The sequence below is a fragment of the Metapseudomonas phytobenefica genome (assembly GCF_043392685.1).
Lineage (GTDB): Bacteria > Pseudomonadota > Gammaproteobacteria > Pseudomonadales > Pseudomonadaceae > Metapseudomonas.
In genome coordinates this window covers 1-16,538 of the sequence record NZ_JBHZGM010000015.1, presented here as the reverse complement: position 1 = coordinate 16,538, position 16,538 = coordinate 1, and the positions used below count along the sequence as shown (strand labels likewise).

15 protein-coding genes are annotated in these 16,538 nt (G+C 65.4%); 10 read left to right on the top strand and 5 right to left on the bottom strand.

The genetic code is table 11. The features are described 5' to 3' along the window. Positions 1-32: 32 nt before the first annotated feature. A complete protein-coding gene (locus tag ACFW0B_RS13610) occupies positions 33-1,478 on the top strand; it encodes an HDOD domain-containing protein (protein WP_449148953.1) in 1,446 nt (481 codons plus the stop codon). 64 nt (positions 1,479-1,542) lie between these two features. On the opposite strand, the gene ACFW0B_RS13605 is transcribed toward ACFW0B_RS13610, so the two are convergent. Next, entirely contained in the window at positions 1,543-3,138 is a 1,596-nt protein-coding gene (locus tag ACFW0B_RS13605; protein WP_449148951.1) for a lytic transglycosylase, read from the bottom strand. Between the two features lie 98 nt (positions 3,139-3,236). Beyond that, a complete protein-coding gene (gloB, locus tag ACFW0B_RS13600) occupies positions 3,237-4,016 on the bottom strand; it encodes a hydroxyacylglutathione hydrolase (RefSeq protein ID WP_449148949.1) in 780 nt (259 codons plus the stop codon). 61 nt (positions 4,017-4,077) lie between these two features. Here gloB and ACFW0B_RS13595 point away from each other — a divergent pair, with 61 nt between their 5' ends. The 5 genes from ACFW0B_RS13595 (at position 4,078) to ACFW0B_RS13575 (ending at position 9,809) form a co-directional block, all read left to right on the top strand. Then, positions 4,078-4,842: a methyltransferase domain-containing protein gene (locus ACFW0B_RS13595; RefSeq protein WP_449148947.1), complete on the top strand. Its 765-nt coding sequence runs from the start codon at positions 4,078-4,080 to the stop codon at positions 4,840-4,842. Next, positions 4,843-5,286: a ribonuclease HI gene (gene rnhA / locus ACFW0B_RS13590; RefSeq protein ID WP_449148945.1), complete on the top strand. Its 444-nt coding sequence runs from the start codon at positions 4,843-4,845 to the stop codon at positions 5,284-5,286. 40 nt (positions 5,287-5,326) lie between these two features. Continuing rightward, complete coding sequence (gene dnaQ, locus ACFW0B_RS13585; protein ID WP_449148943.1) at positions 5,327-6,064, top strand: DNA polymerase III subunit epsilon; 738 nt, start codon at positions 5,327-5,329, stop codon at positions 6,062-6,064. Between the two features lie 104 nt (positions 6,065-6,168). Beyond that, positions 6,169-8,424: an Orn/Lys/Arg family decarboxylase gene (locus ACFW0B_RS13580; RefSeq protein ID WP_449148941.1), complete on the top strand. Its 2,256-nt coding sequence runs from the start codon at positions 6,169-6,171 to the stop codon at positions 8,422-8,424. 56 nt (positions 8,425-8,480) lie between these two features. Further along, the gene (locus ACFW0B_RS13575) at positions 8,481-9,809 is read left to right on the top strand and encodes an amino acid permease (RefSeq protein ID WP_449148939.1); all 1,329 of its coding nucleotides are present in this window, start codon (positions 8,481-8,483) and stop codon (positions 9,807-9,809) included. On the opposite strand, the gene nhaB is transcribed toward ACFW0B_RS13575, so the two are convergent. Then, positions 9,793-11,295, bottom strand: coding sequence for a sodium/proton antiporter NhaB (nhaB, locus tag ACFW0B_RS13570; protein WP_449148937.1), 1,503 nt, complete (start codon positions 11,293-11,295; stop codon positions 9,793-9,795). The genes ACFW0B_RS13575 and nhaB overlap by 17 nt on opposite strands. Positions 11,296-11,516: 221 nt before the next feature. On the opposite strand from nhaB, the gene ACFW0B_RS13565 reads away from it, so the two are divergent. The 3 genes from ACFW0B_RS13565 to nudC are packed head-to-tail and all read left to right on the top strand — an operon-like array spanning position 11,517 to position 14,879. Next, positions 11,517-12,329 (top strand): crotonase/enoyl-CoA hydratase family protein, encoded by an 813-nt coding sequence (locus ACFW0B_RS13565; protein ID WP_449148935.1) that lies wholly within the window; start codon positions 11,517-11,519, stop codon positions 12,327-12,329. 38 nt (positions 12,330-12,367) lie between these two features. Then, positions 12,368-14,044 (top strand): ferrous iron transporter B, encoded by a 1,677-nt coding sequence (locus ACFW0B_RS13560; protein ID WP_449148933.1) that lies wholly within the window; start codon positions 12,368-12,370, stop codon positions 14,042-14,044. A gap of 1 nt (position 14,045) precedes the next feature. Next, entirely contained in the window at positions 14,046-14,879 is an 834-nt protein-coding gene (nudC, locus tag ACFW0B_RS13555; RefSeq protein ID WP_449148931.1) for an NAD(+) diphosphatase, read from the top strand. On the opposite strand, the gene ACFW0B_RS13550 is transcribed toward nudC, so the two are convergent. Beyond that, a complete protein-coding gene (locus ACFW0B_RS13550) occupies positions 14,853-15,632 on the bottom strand; it encodes a TSUP family transporter (protein ID WP_459251712.1) in 780 nt (259 codons plus the stop codon). The genes nudC and ACFW0B_RS13550 overlap by 27 nt on opposite strands. A 100-nt stretch (positions 15,633-15,732) precedes the next feature. On the opposite strand from ACFW0B_RS13550, the gene ACFW0B_RS13545 reads away from it, so the two are divergent. Further along, on the top strand, positions 15,733-16,383 hold the full coding sequence (locus ACFW0B_RS13545; protein WP_449148929.1) for a hypothetical protein: 651 nt from the start codon (positions 15,733-15,735) through the stop codon (positions 16,381-16,383). A gap of 35 nt (positions 16,384-16,418) precedes the next feature. Here the strand turns inward: ACFW0B_RS13545 and ACFW0B_RS13540 are convergent. Next, positions 16,419-16,538 (bottom strand): transposase (locus ACFW0B_RS13540; protein ID WP_449147397.1); only part of this gene is annotated, 120 nt, incomplete at its 5' end.

Below are 16,538 nucleotides of genomic sequence, written 5' to 3'. Positions count from 1 at the left end.
ACCATCCGGAAATTTGTGCAGAGGTGCCAATCTTGGGTGAACGCAGCCATGGTTTGCAGTCATGGATCGACCGCCTCAATGAGGCTGAATTACCCGCTCTGGCGGTGGTGGTGCAGGACCTGCACCAGATGGCCCGACAGGACAAATCTTCCGTGCAGCAGCTGGCCGATGTGCTGCTGCGCGACGCGACCCTGACCTCCAAGGTGCTGAAGGTCGCCAACAGCGTCTACTACAACCCCTCCCAGGAACCCATCCGCACCATCTCCCGCGCCATCGTCCTGATCGGATTCGAGAGCGTGCGCCTGATCGGGCTTTCGGTGAGCCTGATCGACAATCTGCTGGCTCGCGGCCCGCGGGAACAGCTTTCCGAACTCCTCGCGCGTTCCTTCCATGCCGCCGTCCAGGCACGAAACATTGCCGGCTATCTGCTGGCGCGCAGCCAGGAAGAGGTGTTTATCGCCGCCTTGCTGCACAACCTGGGTGAACTGGCGTTCTGGGGCTGCGGCGGCGAGCAGGCCGATGAACTGGCCGCCGCGCTGGCGCAGCCGGGGGTTGATGCCGATGAGGCGGTACGTGATGTGCTGGGTACGAGCTTTCGCCAGTTGACTCTCGGCCTTGTGCGCAGCTGGAGTCTGGGCGAGCTGGCCAGCCTGGCCCACGCCGGTTCGGCCCAGGGCGACTCCGCGGTGAAGGCTGTGAACCTGGGGGTGCGCATCAGCGAAGCCGCCCTGCAGGGCTGGGACTCCCCGGCCATGACGCAACTGGTGGAGCAACTGGCCAGTCAGGTCGGGCTCAGCCGCGAGGAGGCCGTGCAACAGGTCCTGGCCAGCGCCGATGAGGCGGTCAAGGTGGCGGCGACCTTCGGCGCCAGCAAGCTTTGCCACCTGATTCCCCATACCGATCCGGAACAGATCCAGCGCCAGCGGGAGCAGCGCCAGGCAAGCCAGCTGCAGCCGAATCTGCTGGTCATGCAGCAGGCGTTGCAGGAGCTGGGCATGCTGGTTTCGCGCAAGGCAGATATCAATCTGGTGCTGGATACCCTGCTCCAGGGGTTGCACCAGGGGGCCGGGCTGGAGCGGGTGATGGTGGCGGTGCTGACCGACCAGCGCAGCCGCTTCACCGTGCGCCGGGCGCTGGGGGAGGGCAGCGAGCGCTGGCTGGAAGGGTTCGTCCTGCCGGCCGGGCAACCTGAGCATCCCAACCTCTTCAGCTACGCGCTGCGTAACCGCGAGACCTTGTGGATGGGGGTGCCTGCCAGCTACAGCCTGAACGACCTGGTGACGCGACCGATGCGCGAGTGGCTGGGGCAGGGGATGTTCTTCGTCGCGCCGCTGTTGGCCGGCAAGCGCGAGATCGGGGTGATCTACGCCGATTGCCGTCTTTCCGGGCGGGCGCTCAGGCATGAGCAGTTCGTGGCGTTCCAGCATTTCGCCCAGGCGACGGGAAGATGCCTGGAGGCGATGGCGCAGAGGTCCTGAATAGGAGCGGGATGCCGGAGAGAGGGCGTTTGTCCATCCGCCCGGCATGCCAGCGGTTGCGGGATCAGGGCAGGTAGAGGGTCAGTGTCTGGCCCGGCTTCAGGCTGCTGCCGCTGCGGGGGTTCCAGCGCTGCAGGTGCTTCATCTCTACCTTGAAGCGCTTGGCGATCAGGTAGAGCGAGTCCCCCTGCTTGACCTTGTAGTAGGTCACCGATTCGCGGCCGCCACGTTTGGAGCTTGTCTTCGTCGTGCTCTTGCCGGCGCTGGCGACTTGGGTGGCGCCACCTTGCAGCTTCAACACCTGGCCGGCCTTGAGCTGATTGCCCTTGAGCCGGTTCCAGCGCTTGATGTCCTGCACGTTCACCTTGTACTGGCGGGCGATGCTCCAGAGGTTGTCACCGCGCCTGACCTTGTGGCTGCGCGCCGTGGCTGGGGCGGGAGCGCTGGCCACGGTCTGGAACAGCGGTTGATCGGGCTTGAGGCCCGGCTCGACCGGAATGGCCAGCTGCTGGCCTACCCGCAGGTGGTTGCTGGACAGGCCGTTGATCTCTTTCAGCGTTTTGATTGTCACGTGGTAGCGGTTGGCGATGCCATGCAGGCTGTCGCCGTTGCGCACGCGGTACTGTTGCCAGTCCACCAGTTCCCTGGGCTTCATCAGGGCGAGGTTGGCGGTCAGCAGTTCGGCCTTGTCGGTGGGCACCAGCAGATGCTGCGGGCCGTCCATGGTGATGCGCTTCTTGAAGGCCGGGTTGAGCTGGTACATCTCGTCGGCTTCCATGTCGGCCAGTTCGGCGACCTGGGACAGATCGAGACGCTGCTGCTTGACCTCCACCACTTCGAAGTAAGGCTCATTGGCGATGGGGCTGAGGTTCACGCCATAGGCTTGCGGTGCCATCACCAGTTGCGACAGGGCCAGCAGCTTGGGTACGTAGTCCTGGGTTTCCTGGGGGAGCGGGAGGTTCCAGTAGTCGGTCGGCAGGCCGAGCTTCTGGTTGCGTTCGATGGCGCGGCTGACGGTGCCCTCGCCGGCGTTGTAGGCCGCCAGTGCCAGCAGCCAGTCGCCGTTGAACATTTCGTGCAGGCGGTCCAGATAGTTCAGAGCGGCGTTGGTGGAGGCGGTAATGTCGCGGCGGCCGTCGTACCAGTTGGTCTGGCGCAGGTTGTAGTAACGGCCGGTGGACGGGATGAACTGCCAGATGCCGACGGCGTGGCTACGGGAATAGGCGAAGGGGTTGTAGGCGCTTTCCACGACCGGCAGCAGCGCCAGTTCGAGGGGCATGTTGCGCTCTTCCAGGCGCTCCACCACGTAGTGGATATAGAGACTGCCGCGGGCGCTGGCGCTTTCCAGGAAAGACGGCTTGCTTACGTACCAGAGGCGCTGGCGCTCGACACGCGGGTTGACGCCGATTTCGTCCTGCAGCTTGAAGCCATTGCGCATGCGCTCCCAGATGTCCTGGGGTTCGCGCTCGGTTTCGGCTTCTTCCAGCCACTGGGCCTGCTGGCTCATGTCCAGGGCGCGGTCGGTATCCTGGCCCGGGTCGTCGCTCTTCTGAGCCACGCCCGAACAGCCGGCAAGGGTGGCAGCGCACACCACGACGAGCGCGCGCGCGGCCCGTGCCAATGCATCCAGGTCGAAGGTTTTGATCGGCGAAGACAACATTGGCTGTGGGGTTTTTCCGGCAAAAAAGTCCGGCGATTCTAGAAATCGACCTATGGCTGGTCAAGTTTTCACCAGTCGGCCACAGCCTGACCGGGTGTTCAGAACTGATCCTTCCAGGCCCGCAGAACCGCGAAGACCTCGGCGGGCGTTGCGTTGTCCCGGCCGGCCCGCTCGTCGGCCATTTGTTTAACGGATGTTTCAGCTACCCGCAGGAAGGGGTTGGTGGCCCGTTCCAGGGCGATGTTCGATGGCAGGCTGATGCCACCCTGTTCGCGCAACCGGGTGACAGCGTCGAAACGCTCGGAAGTGGCGTGGTTGCCGGGCTCCACCGCTTTGGCGAAGCGCAGGTTGCTGAGGGTGTATTCGTGGGTGCAGAACACCAGGGTGGCCGCCGGCAGCGCGGCCAGGCGGCTCAGGGAATGGTGCATCTGCTCCGGGGTGCCTTCGAACAGGCGGCCGCAACCGGCGGCGAACAGCGTATCGCCGCAGAAAAGCAAGGGGCGGTCGTTGTCCGCATGGTAATAGGCGATATGCCCCAGGGTATGGCCGGGTACCTCGAACACCTGGAAGTCCAGGCCGAGCACCTGCACGGTGTCGCCATCGACCAGGGCCTGGTCACGCGCCGGGATCTTCTCCTGCGCCGGCCCCAAGACGCGGGCACCGCAGGCTTCCTTGAGGCGCGCCACGCCGCCGACATGGTCGTGATGATGGTGGGTGACCAGGATATCGGTCAGCGTCCAGCCCGGATGGGCGTCGAGCCAGGCCAGCACCGGCGCGGCATCGCCGGGGTCGACCACGGCACAGCGGCGCGTGCCGGCATCCTGCAGCAGCCAGAGGTAGTTGTCGGAAAAGGCGGGGAGAGCGTCAATCTGGATCATGAAGGGAGTCGCCAAGCTGAAAGCAATGGAGCATCTTAGGGCTCTGACGCAGGAGATTGCCATGACCGAGAAAGCATTTGCTCAAGCCGATGCCGACTGGCTGGAACTGATCGCCCGGGCCCGTTCCTGGTTCTCCGGCCCCCTGGGCGGGCTGATGCTGTTCGAAGAGCAGCGTTTGCTGGAGGACGAACTGGCGCGGTACTTCGGTGGCTACCTGGTGCACTACGGTCCGCGTGCGGAGTTACCGCCGGGAGCCAAACAGATCCAGCGCAGCGTTCACCTCGGCGCGCCATTGCCGGGGGTTGAAATCGCCTGCGAGGAAGCCGCCTGGCCCCTCAGCGAACACGCTGCCGACGTGGTGGTGCTGCAGCACGGCCTGGATTTCTGCCTCTCTCCCCACAGTCTGCTGCGCGAAGCGGCTCGCAGCGTACGCCCTGGCGGGCACCTGATCATCGTCGGCGTCAATCCGTGGAGCGCCTGGGGCGTGCGGCATTATTTCGCCCGGGATGCCCTGCACCAGGCGCGTTGCATCTCGCCGGCGAAGGTCTGCGACTGGCTCAACCTGCTGGGCTTCGCGCTGGAGAAACGCCGCTTCGGGTGCTATCGTCCGCCGCTCGCTTCGGCCGCCTGGCAAACCCGTCTGGCCCGCCTGGAGCACTGGGGCGCCGCCGGACAATGGTTCGGCGCGGGCTTCTATCTATTGGTGGCGCGCAAGCTGGTGATCGGCCTGCGGCCGCTGCGTCAGCCCCGGCGCGAGCCCATGGGCAAACTGGTCCCCATGCCGGTTGCCAAGGTCAGCCGGTGCGATTCGAAACATGAGGCATAAGTGAGCGATCTGGTCGAGATCTATACCGACGGCGCCTGCAAGGGCAATCCCGGCCCGGGCGGCTGGGGTGCATTGCTGGTCTACAAGGGCGCAGAGCGCGAACTCTGGGGCGGCGAGCCCAACACCACCAACAACCGCATGGAACTGATGGCCGCCATCATGGGCCTGGTGGCGCTCAAGCGTCCCTGCGAGGTGAAGATCATCACCGACTCCCAGTACGTGATGCAGGGCATCACCGAGTGGATGCCCAACTGGAAGAAGCGCGGCTGGAAGACCGCCGCCAGGCAGCCGGTGAAGAATGCCGACCTCTGGCAGGCGCTGGACGAGCAGGTCAACCGCCACAGCGTGCGCTGGCAGTGGGTGCGCGGCCATACCGGCCACCCCGGCAACGAGCGCGCCGACCAGTTGGCGAATCGGGGTGTCAGCGAGCTGGGTGCCCGCTAGAATTGGCCCCTTGCGGCAACCTCCTTCATAGGTTCTGAACATGCGTTATGTAGTACTGGACACTGAAACCACCGGCATGCCGGTCACCGATGGCCACCGTGTCATCGAGATCGGCTGCGTCGAGATGGAAGGCCGTCGCCTGACCGGGCGGCACTTCCACGTTTACCTGCAGCCTGACCGCGAGGTGGATGAAGGCGCCATCGCGGTACACGGCATCACCAACGAATTCCTGGTGGGCAAGCCGCGCTTCAAGGACATCGCCGACGAGTTCTTCGAGTTCATCAAGGGCGCCGAGCTGATCATCCACAACGCAGCGTTCGATATCGGTTTCATCAACAACGAGTTCGCCCTGCTGGGGCAGAGCGAACGAAGCGACGTCAGCGAGTACTGCACGGTGCTCGATACCCTGCTGATGGCCCGCGAGCGTCATCCGGGGCAGCGCAACAGCCTCGACGCCTTGTGCAAGCGCTACGACGTCGACAACTCCAACCGCGAACTGCACGGCGCACTGCTTGACGCCGAGATCCTCGCCGACGTCTACCTGGCGATGACCGGCGGGCAGACCAACCTTTCCCTCGCCGGGGACGGTGGCGATGGCAGCGGTGGCCGCGCGCAGGCTTCGCCGATCCGCCGCCTGCCGGCCGATCGCTCGCGCGGCCGGGTCATCCGGGCCACGGAAGAAGAACTGGCTGCCCACGCCGCGCGCCTGGCGATCATCGAGAAGTCCGCCGGGGCGCCCCCTCTCTGGGTGCAGATGGAAACGCCGCCGGCTTCCTGATTGCGACCTTTACGTACAGCCTGAGGCAGCAGGGGTACCGCCCCCGCGAGTGAGCTTCTACCCTGAGGAAAAAGCGGGCCGGGCCCGCCCCTCAGGGAGCGACAATGTACAAAGAGCTCAAGTTTCCCGTCCTTATCGTCCATCGTGATATCAAGGCCGACACCGTCGCCGGCGACCGGGTCCGCGCCATCGCCCGCGAACTGGAGCAGGACGGTTTCACCATCCTTTCCACCGCCAGCTCCGCCGAAGGGCGCATCGTCGCCTCTACCCACCACGGTCTGGCCTGCATCCTCGTTGCCGCCGAGGGCGCCGGGGAAAACCAGCGCCTGTTGCAGGACATGGTGGAGCTGATCCGCGTTGCCCGGGTTCGCGCGCCGCAGCTGCCGATCTTCGCCCTCGGCGAACAGGTGACCATCGAGAACGCGCCGGCCGAGGCCATGGCCGACCTCAACCAGTTGCGCGGCCTGCTCTATCTCTACGAAGACACCGTGCCCTTTCTCGCCCGGCAGGTCGCCCGCGCCGCGCGCAACTATCTGGAAGGGCTACTGCCGCCGTTCTTCCGTGCCCTGGTGGAGCACACCGCGCAATCCAACTATTCTTGGCACACGCCGGGGCACGGTGGTGGTGTGGCCTACCGCAAAAGCCCGGTGGGGCAGGCTTTTCACCAGTTCTTCGGTGAGAACACGCTGCGCTCGGACCTCTCGGTGTCGGTGCCGGAACTCGGCTCCCTGCTGGACCACACCGGCCCGCTGGCCGAGGCCGAGGCCAGGGCCGCACACAACTTCGGCGCTGACCACACCTTCTTCGTCATCAATGGCACGTCGACTGCGAACAAGATCGTCTGGCACTCGATGGTCGGCCGCGACGACCTAGTGCTGGTGGACCGCAACTGCCACAAGTCCATTCTCCACTCGATCATCATGACCGGCGCCATCCCGCTCTACCTGACGCCGGAACGCAATGAGCTGGGCATCATCGGGCCGATCCCCCTGAGCGAATTCAGCCGTGAGTCGATCCAGGCGAAGATCGCCGCCAGCCCGCTGGCCAAGGGGCGTGAGCCGAAGGTGAAGCTCGCCGTGGTGACCAACTCCACCTACGACGGGCTCTGCTACAACGCCGAGCTGATCAAGCAGGCCCTGGGCGATTCGGTGGGCGTGCTGCACTTCGATGAAGCCTGGTATGCCTACGCCGCCTTCCACGAGTTCTACGCCGGGCGCTACGGCATGTGCACCCGCCGCGAAGAACATTCGCCGCTGGTGTTCACCACCCATTCGACCCACAAGCTGCTGGCGGCCTTCAGCCAGGCCTCGATGATCCACGTGCAGGATGGCGGCGCGCGCCAGCTGGACCGGCACCGCTTCAACGAAGCCTTCATGATGCACATCTCCACCTCGCCCCAGTACGGCATCATCGCCTCCCTCGACGTGGCCTCGGCCATGATGGAAGGGCCGGCCGGGCGTTCGCTCATCCAGGAAACCTTTGACGAGGCCCTGCGCTTCCGCCGCGCGCTGGCCAACGTCTGGCAGAACCTGGCGGCGGACGACTGGTGGTTCGATATCTGGGAGCCGCCACTGGTGGAAGGGGCGGACGCGGTGGTCACCAAGGACTGGCTGCTGCGCCCGGACGCGGACTGGCACGGCTTTGGCGAGGTGGCGGAAGACTACGTGCTGCTGGACCCGATCAAGGTCACCCTGGTGACCCCCGGCCTGAGCGCGGACGGCAAGCTGGGCGAGCAGGGCATTCCGGCGGCGGTGGTCAGCAAGTTCCTCTGGGAGCGCGGGTTGGTGGTTGAGAAGACCGGCCTCTATTCCTTCCTGGTGCTGTTCTCCATGGGCATCACCAAGGGCAAGTGGAGCACGCTGCTCACCGAGCTCCTGGAATTCAAGCGCGGCTACGACGCCAACCAGCCCCTGACCGAGGCGCTGCCTTCCATCGCCACGGCCCACGGTGCGCACTATGCCGGCATGGGGCTGCGCGACCTCTGCGACGCACTGCACGCCTGTTACCGCAAGAGCGCCACGCCCAAGGCGCTGCGGAGCATGTACACCACGCTGCCGGAGCTGGCGATGAAGCCGGCTGACGCCTACGACAAGCTGGTGCGCGGCGAGGTGGAGGCGGTGCCCCTGGACAGGCTGCAGGGGCGCATCGCAGCGGTGATGCTGGTGCCTTATCCGCCGGGTATCCCGCTGATCATGCCGGGCGAGCGCTTCACTGTGGAAACCCGCGCGATCATCGACTACCTGGAGTTCGCACGGACTTTCGACCAGAGCTTCCCTGGCTTCGATATCGACGTGCATGGGCTGCACTGTCAGGAAAGTCCCACAGGGCGCTGCTATACCGTGGATTGCATCAGCGAATAAACCGGCTGGCAGGGGCACCTATGGCGTCAGGAAGCGAGGGGAAATCGCGCGGCAGCATGGGGTTCTGGACCTGCACTGCGCTGGTCGTGGGCAACATGATCGGTTCGGGGGGGTTCCTGCTGCCTTCCAGCCTCGCAGCCTATGGCGGCCTCAGTCTGTTCGGCTGGCTGATCTCCAGTACCGGCGCGGTGATCCTGGCCCTGACCTTCGCCCGCCTGGCGCGGCTCAATCCGTCCGCCGGGGGCCCCTACGCCTATACCCGGGACGGTTTCGGCAGCTTCGCCGGCTACCTCTGCGCCTGGACCTACTGGAAGGCGGCCTGGATCGGCAACGCCGCCATCGCCGTCACCCTGGTGGGCTATCTGCAGGTGTTCATTCCAGCGTTGCGCGACCCGGTGCTGATGGTTTCCACCGCCATCGGCGCCATCTGGCTCTGCACCCTGATCAATCTGCGCGGGATCGGCGCCTTCGGCCTGGCGCAGAACGTGCTGACGGCGCTCAAACTGGTGCCGCTGCTGCTGGTGGGCGTGCTCGGCTGGTTTTCCTTCAACCCCGAGTACCTGCGTATTCCCGAAGTGCGTGAATTGCCGGCCGGCGCTGGCGGCTATGCCCAGGCCATCGCCACCACGGCGGCGCTGACCCTGTGGTCCTTCATCGGACTGGAGTCGGCGACCGTGCCGGCGGACGACGTCGACAACCCCCGGCGCACCATCCCGCGTGCCACGGTGTTCGGCACCCTGGTGGCGGCCGCGGTGTACATCCTTTCCATTACCGCGGTGCAGGGGGTGCTGCCTCCCGATGAGCTGGCACGTTCCACCGCCCCCTTCGCCGACGCGGCGCGGGTGCTGGTGGGGGAGTGGGGCTATCACCTGGTGGCGGCGGGCGCGGTGATCGCCTGCCTTGGCGCGCTCAATGGCTGGGTGCTGCTGCAGGGGCAGATCCCCATGGCGACCGCTCGTGACGGGCTGATGCCCGAGTCCCTGGCGCAGACCAACAAGTACGGCGTACCCGCCCATGGCCTGCTGGTTTCCGGCGTGCTGGTCACCGCACTGGTGCTGATCGATGGCCAGGGCGACCTGGTGGACGTGTTCAACGTGATCATCCTGCTCGGCACCATGACCGGCGTCGTGCCCTACGCCTTCTGCACCGCCGCGCTGCTGCAGCAGCTGGCGGTGCAGCCCGGTGATTTCTCCGAGCCTGAGCGGGGCCGCCTGGTGGTCATCGGCGTGCTGGGCTTCGTCTATTCCATCTGGGCCCTGTACGGCACCGGCGAGCAGGCCATCTTCTGGGGCTTCCTCGTGCTGATGGCCGGCATTCCGCTGTACAGCTGGCGCCAGTGGCGCAATCGGGTGCAGGCGGAGGCGGCCCTCAGAGCCAGTAGCTGACGGCCCACCAGCCGAGCACGCCCATCACAATGGTGTAGGGCAGGGCCATCCACACCATGCGCCCGTAGGACAGGCGCACCAGCGGTGCGATGGACGAGGTGAGCAGGAACAGGAAGGCGGCCTGGCCATTGGGCGTGGCGACGCTGGGCAGGTTGGTGCCGGTGTTGATGGCCACTGCCAGGGTATCGAAGTGCTCGCGGGTCATGTTCCCGGCCTGCAGCGCGTTCTTCACTTCCGTGATGTAGATGGTGGCGACGAAGACGTTGTCGCTGATGGCCGATAGCAGGCCGTTGGCGATGAACAGCATGCCCGGCTGCTGTTCCAGCGGCAGGGCCAGTACCGCGTGGATGATCGGCGTGAACAGGTGCTGTTGCTGGATCACCGCCACGACCGCGAAGAAGGCCACCAGCAGCGCGGTGAAGGGCAGGGCGTCCTGGAAGGCCCGGCCGATCTGATGTTCGTCAGTGATGCCGTTGAAGCTGGTGATCAGCACGATGACCAGCAGGCCGATCAGGCCGACCTCGGCCACATGCAGCGCAAGACAGACGATCAGCAGCACCACCGCGGCGCCCTGGACCATCAGTTGCATGCGATGGCTCAGGGTGCGCTGCGCTCTTTCTTTCTCGGCGAACTCCGCCAGTATGTGGCGCACGTTGTCTGGCAGCTCCGCGCCATAGCCGAACCAGCGCAGCTTCTCCAGCAGCACGCAGGTCAGCAGTCCGGCCGCCAGTACCGGCATGGACACCGGCGCCATATGCAGGAAGAAGTCCTTGAAATGCCAGCCGGCTTCGTGGCCGATCAGCAGGTTCTGAGGTTCGCCCACCAGGGTGCAGACGCCGCCCAGTGCCGTGCCCACGGCGGCATGCATCAGCAGGCTGCGCAGGAAGGCGCGGAAGGTGTCCAGATCCTCGCGGCTGGTGCCGGCGATCTCGCTGTCGGAGTCCGGGCTGTGGTCTTCGTGCGCGCCCTTGCCCGAGGCCACGCGGTGGTAGACGGCGTAGAAACCCAGGCAGACGCTGATGATCACCGCGGTCACCGTCAGCGCATCGAGGAAGGCCGAGAGAAAGGCCGCCAGCATGCAGAACATCAGCGCCAGCAACGTCTTGCTGCGCACGCCGAGCAACAGGTGGGAGAACACCAGGAGCAGCAGGTCCCGCATGAAGTAGATGCCCGCCACCATGAACATCAGCAGCAGGATGACCGGGAAGTTGTGCAGCAGCTCCCCATATACCGCCTCGGGCGTCGCCAGGCCGAGCAGCAGCGCTTCGACCACCAGCAACCCGCCGGGCAGCAGCGGATAGCACTTGAGCGCCATGGCCAGGGAGAAGATGAACTCGCCCACCAGCATCCACGACGTCACTACCGGCCCCAGCGTCCAGAGCGCCAGCGGGTTCAGTATCACGAAGGCGATGATTGACAGCTTGTACCACTGCGGCGAATGGCCGAGGAAATTGCGGCCGAGGGCCGCGGCAGGTGTGGCGGGCATCGAGATTTTCCCTGGGTTGGTGGTGATTGGAAGGCGCAGGGAAGGTGCCAGCCTGGTCCAACTAGATCAAGCGTTTAAGCCGGCTTTTCCAGGTGAAGTGGCAATTGCGGGGGGCGTGGCCTGCGTCACAGTGGGCGGCATCGACATTTACCTTGTGCTTGTTATAGTTGCCGGGCTTCCTGATTGACACCATTTCTATGGCGCACGCCGAGGACTGACCCGTGCCTGATTACAAAGCCTTCCGTGTAGAGTTGGCAGACAAGATCGCCCATGTGCAGATCAACCGTCCGGAAAAGATCAACGCGATGAACGCGGATTTCTGGAAGGAAATCGTCGAGATCTTCCGCGAGATCGAGGACAACGACGAAGTACGGGTGGTGGTGCTTTCCGGCGCGGGCAAGCATTTCTCCTCCGGCATCGACCTGATGATGCTGGCCTCGGTCGGTGCCCAGCTGGGCCCTGATGCCGGCCGCAACGCGCGCGCGCTGCGCCGCAAGATTCTCGAACTGCAGGCCTCGTTCAACGCCGTCGACAACTGCAGCAAACCGGTTATCGCGGCCATCCAGGGCTACTGCCTGGGCGGCGCCATCGACCTGATTTCGGCCTGCGACATGCGCTATTCCACCGGCGATGCGCAATTCTCCATCAAGGAAATCGACATCGGCATGGCCGCCGACGTCGGCACCCTGCAGCGCCTGCCGCGCATCATCGGCGACGGCATGATGCGCGAGCTGGCCTACACCGGCCGCACCATCGATGGCGAAGAGGCCCAGCGCCTGGGGCTGGTGAACCGCACCTTCGAGAACCAGGATGCGCTGCTCGACGGTGTGTTCGGTATCGCCCGTCAGATCGCCGCCAAGTCGCCCATCGCGGTGCGCGGCACCAAGGAAATGATCCGTTACATGCGCGACCATCGGGTGGATGATGGTCTCGAGTACATCGCCACCTGGAACGCGGCCATGCTGCAATCGGCCGATCTGCGTGTGGCGATGGCGGCCCACATGAGCAAGCAGAAGCCAGAGTTCGCTGACTGATGCGGTACCGCACACACGCGCGGGAGGCGCATTGAGGCATGGTCACTGGAGTCACTTCGCTGGGTCTGGTGCGCGATGAGCTGTTCGCCACCATGGAGCAGGCGGAACATAGCCTCGAGCAGTTCATTGCCGAGCGCCATAACGGCGGCCTGCTGCAGCAGGCCGTGGAAGCCATGCACCAGGTGCGTGGCACGCTCAATCTGATCGAACTGGCCGGCGCCGAACTGCTGGCCCAGGAGCTGCTCGACCAGGCCACCGACATTCCCGCCGGCGCTGGCGAGGAACGCGATGTCCAACTGGCGGCCCTGAGCAATGCACTGCATGTGCTGCGCCGCTACCTGGAAAACCTCGACGTGCATCGGCAGGAAATGCCCGAACTGCTGCTGCCGGCGATCAACGACCTGCGTCAGGCCGGTGGCCAGCCGCCGCTGCCGGAGAGCTATTTCTTCAGCGTGCGCCTGGATCTGTCGCGCCAGGCACCGGCGTCCGCCCTGCCGGAAGGCGTCGATGTCGTAGCGCTGGGGCGGCGTTTCCGTCAGGCCTACCAGCAGGGCCTGCTCGGATTCCTCCGCGGCCAGAAGGTGCCGAGCGCGCTGCGTACGATGGAGCGTGCCCTGGGCGGCATCGGGCGTCTGTACGCCGATCAGCCTCGCGGACGCCTGGGCTGGATCGGCGCCGCGGCTATCGAAGCGCAGTTGGATGGCCAACTGCTCCCTCGCAAGTCGCGCAAGCAGCTGTTCTCCCGCGTGGACCGTGAACTCAAGCTGCTGCTGGGCAACGCAGCCTACGAGGTGCCACGCAGCCTGCAGAAGGAACTCCTCTACCTCGTGGCCCTGGCCGACAGCCAGGGGCCGCGTTCCCGCGAGTTGCGCGAAGTCTTCGGGATGACTTCGCTACCCTTCACCGATCAGCTCCTGGAGGAGGAATACCAGCGCCTGTCCGGCCCCGGTCAGTCGGTGATGCGCTCGCTGTCCTCGGCCATCTTCGAGGAACTGAATAGCGTCAAGGACCTGATCGACCTCATCGAGCGCGGCACCGCGCCCAGTGAGTCGTTCGGGAGTCTCCATGCCCTGCTGGGCAAGCTGGCCAAGACCCTGGTGATGGTCGGGCTGAATTCTCCTGGCAATGCCCTGCAGGTGCAGTTGCCGCTGGTCGCTGCCTGGGGCTCGGGCTCACCGGTGGACGCCAACGAGTTGCTGAAACTGGCCGACGCCGTACTTTACGTCGAAGGCATGGTGGCCGGCCTGGACAGCGGCGAGCGCCGTGGTGTGCGCCCGTTGGTCGAAGCGGGACACGAGGCCGAATCCTTCGCCAACCACCAGTTGGCCGAAGCGCGCATCGTGGTGCTCGACGAAGCCCAGGCCGGCCTGGCACTGGCCAAGCGCGCCATCACCGCCTACCTGGAATCCAACGGTGAAAAACCGCATCTGGCCAATGTGCCGGTGAGCCTGCAAGCGGTTCGTGGCGGGCTCTGGTTCCTCGGCCAGGAACGCGCAGCGGCCCTGGTGGGCGCCTGCGGCGAGTACATCCAGCGGCAAATGCTGGAAGCATCGGGGATGCCGTCGGAGCAGATGCTGGAAACCCTGGCCGATGCCCTGACCAGCCTTGAGTACTACCTTGAAGGCGGCGCCGGCATGCGTCGCGGCTTCCAGTCCGACGTGCTCGACCTGGCGGCCAATAGTGTGCGGGCCCTGGGCCTGCCGGTGGCGGCCTGAGATGGCGGGTGAACGCTGGCAATCGGGGCTTCTGGATGTCTCCACGCCCGGCGGCTGGGTCGTGGCCCATTGCCGTCAACAGTTCCTTTCCGACAGCAACGGCGTGCTCTTTCCCCGTGAGTGGTTGAAGCGCCAGGAGCTGCCGGTGCTGGCCGAGCATGGTATTGGCCATTTCGACGGCGAGCCGGTCTACCTGCTGGAGCTGGCCCATCCGGCTGAAGTGGCTGGCTGCTTCTGGCAGGGGCTGCGCCAGGTCATGCTACAGGGCGATCCGGATATCTTCCGCATGCTCGGCTACGCCAGCCAGATCGGTACCTGGGCGGACCAGCACCGCTTCTGCGGCAGCTGCGGGCAGCGCATGGAGCGGGTCGCGGGTGAGCGCGCGATGCGTTGCCCGAGCTGCGAGGTCCACCACTATCCGCGCCTTTCGCCGAGCATGATCGTGCTGGTCAGTCGCGGCGACGAGCTGTTGCTGGCGCGCTCGCCGCGCTTCGTCACCGGCGTCTACAGCACCCTGGCCGGCTTCGTCGAGCCGGGTGAGTCGGTGGAAGACTGCGTAGTGCGCGAGGTGCGGGAAGAGGTGGGTGTGGAAATCGGCAACATCCAGTACATCGCCAGCCAGAATTGGCCGTTCCCGCATTCGCTGATGCTGGGTTTCCATGCCGAGTACCGCAGCGGGGAGATCGTGCCGCAACCGGGCGAGATCGAAGACGCCCGCTGGTTCCCCGTGGATGCGCTGCCACCCTTGCCGGCGCAGCGCTCCATCGCGCGTTACCTCATCGACCTCTATGTGGCGCGGCGCCTCGGCCTAGCCGATCCAGTGCTGCCACACTAGGCGCGCGGTCAGCGCCAGCACCACCATGATGAATACCGGACGGATGAACTTGGCGCCGCCGGTGATGGCGGTGCGCGCGCCAAGGAAGGCGCCTGCCATCAGCGCGATGCCCATGCTGATGCCCAGCGCCCAGGCCACCTGGCCGGCGGCGATGAACACCACCAGTGCCATGGCGTTGCTGACGAAGTTCATGCTGCGGGCAACGCCGCTTGCACGGACCAGGTCCAGGGGATAGAGCAGCAGGCTGCTGACCGTCCAGAAAGCCCCGGTGCCGGGGCCGGCGACACCGTCGTAGAAACCAAGGCCAAGCCCCTGGGGCCACTGACGGCCGCGGGCGATGGGCGCGTCCTCATTGTGCTGGACATCCGGCGTCTTGCCGAACAGCAGGTAGAGGCCGCAGCCGAATACCACCACCGGCAGCATCTGGTTGAGCCAGGCGGCGGGCAGCCAGTGGGCAATCACCGCGCCCAAGGCTGCGCCGATGGCGGTGGCGAGCAGCGCATTGCGCCATTTCGACGGGTCGAACAACTTGCGCCGATAGAAGGTGTAGCTCGCCGTGGCCGATCCGAAGGTGGCGCAGAGCTTGTTGGTGCCCAGCACCAGGTGGGGTGGCAGACCGGCAGTGAGCAGGGCGGGGATGGTCAGCAGGCCGCCGCCGCCGGCGATGGCGTCAATGAATCCGGCAAGGAAGGCAACAGCGGCGAGAATCGCCAGGGTGGCGGGATCGACCGCCAGCTCGAAGGGGATTGGCATGGAAAACGAGGTCCGTGTCTACAACTGCCGCGTGGCTTGTGGCTGCGGCGGGGGGAGTTGCGCATAATGCCGGCATTTTCACGCATAAGGAATGGGCTCCATGCAGTATGACGGCCTGGCCTGGGCAACCGCCCTGCTGGCAGTGCTGGTCGCGGTCGTGGCCGGACGCATCCTCTTCGACCGCAGCTGGTTTCTCGGCTGGCTTCGTGGCACCTGCGGCCTCGCGTTCCTGGCGCTGGCGTTGCTGGTGGCGCTGGTCGCCCGGGACCTGTGGAGTTACGACGCGCTTCCCGAAGACCGGCCGCTGGTGACCCTGAGCTTCAAATCCCTCGGTCCGCAGCGCTATGAAGTCACCTTGCTGGAAGGGGCTGTCGAGCGCGAGGTGTTGCTCGATGGCGACCTCTGGCAACTGGATGCGCGGCTGCTCAAGTGGAAAGGACTGGGCAACCTGCTGGGGCTGCAGCCGGGGTATCGGCTGGAGCGCCTGTCGGGCCGCTTTCTCGCCATCGAACAGCAGAACCTGGCCCAGCATCCGCGCGCGCAACTGGCGAGCAGCCCTTACGGCGTCGACTTCTGGCGCTGGCTGCGTATGGCTCAGCGCGACTTCTTCCTTTTCGTGCCCGAGGCGCAGCGGGTGACCTATCTGCCCATGGCCGATGGCGCGGTCTATTCGGTGAGCTTGTCGCCCACCGGCCTGCTCGCCGAGCCACTGAACCAGGTGGCCAAGGAGTCGCTGCAGCAGTGGCGCTGAGGATTGGTATCGCACTTGCCGCAAAAAGAAAAGGTTCATCGCGCTTTCCCGGGGAAGGCGGCCTTGATTTTCAGGAAAAAGTAGGCCGAGTCCCGAAAGCCATAGGCCATGCGTTTGATCACCTTGATGCGGTTGTTCACCCCCTCCAGGACACT

Bases quoted from the DNA above. Each gene is read 5' to 3' on its own strand.
- ACFW0B_RS13580 (WP_449148941.1), top strand. From the start codon at position 6,169: ATGTACAAAGAGCTCAAGTTTCCCGTCCTTATCGTCCATCGTGATATC.
- ACFW0B_RS13605 (WP_449148951.1), bottom strand. From the start codon at position 3,138: ATGTTGTCTTCGCCGATCAAAACCTTCGACCTGGATGCATTGGCACGG.
- ACFW0B_RS13550 (WP_459251712.1), bottom strand. From the start codon at position 15,632: ATGCCAATCCCCTTCGAGCTGGCGGTCGATCCCGCCACCCTGGCGATT.
- ACFW0B_RS13595 (WP_449148947.1), top strand. From the start codon at position 4,078: ATGACCGAGAAAGCATTTGCTCAAGCCGATGCCGACTGGCTGGAACTG.
- nhaB (WP_449148937.1), bottom strand. From the start codon at position 11,295: ATGCCCGCCACACCTGCCGCGGCCCTCGGCCGCAATTTCCTCGGCCAT.
- dnaQ (WP_449148943.1), top strand. From the start codon at position 5,327: ATGCGTTATGTAGTACTGGACACTGAAACCACCGGCATGCCGGTCACC.
- ACFW0B_RS13545 (WP_449148929.1), top strand. From the start codon at position 15,733: ATGCAGTATGACGGCCTGGCCTGGGCAACCGCCCTGCTGGCAGTGCTG.
- ACFW0B_RS13560 (WP_449148933.1), top strand. From the start codon at position 12,368: ATGGTCACTGGAGTCACTTCGCTGGGTCTGGTGCGCGATGAGCTGTTC.
- ACFW0B_RS13575 (WP_449148939.1), top strand. From the start codon at position 8,481: ATGGGGTTCTGGACCTGCACTGCGCTGGTCGTGGGCAACATGATCGGT.
- nudC (WP_449148931.1), top strand. From the start codon at position 14,046: ATGGCGGGTGAACGCTGGCAATCGGGGCTTCTGGATGTCTCCACGCCC.
- gloB (WP_449148949.1), bottom strand. From the start codon at position 4,016: ATGATCCAGATTGACGCTCTCCCCGCCTTTTCCGACAACTACCTCTGG.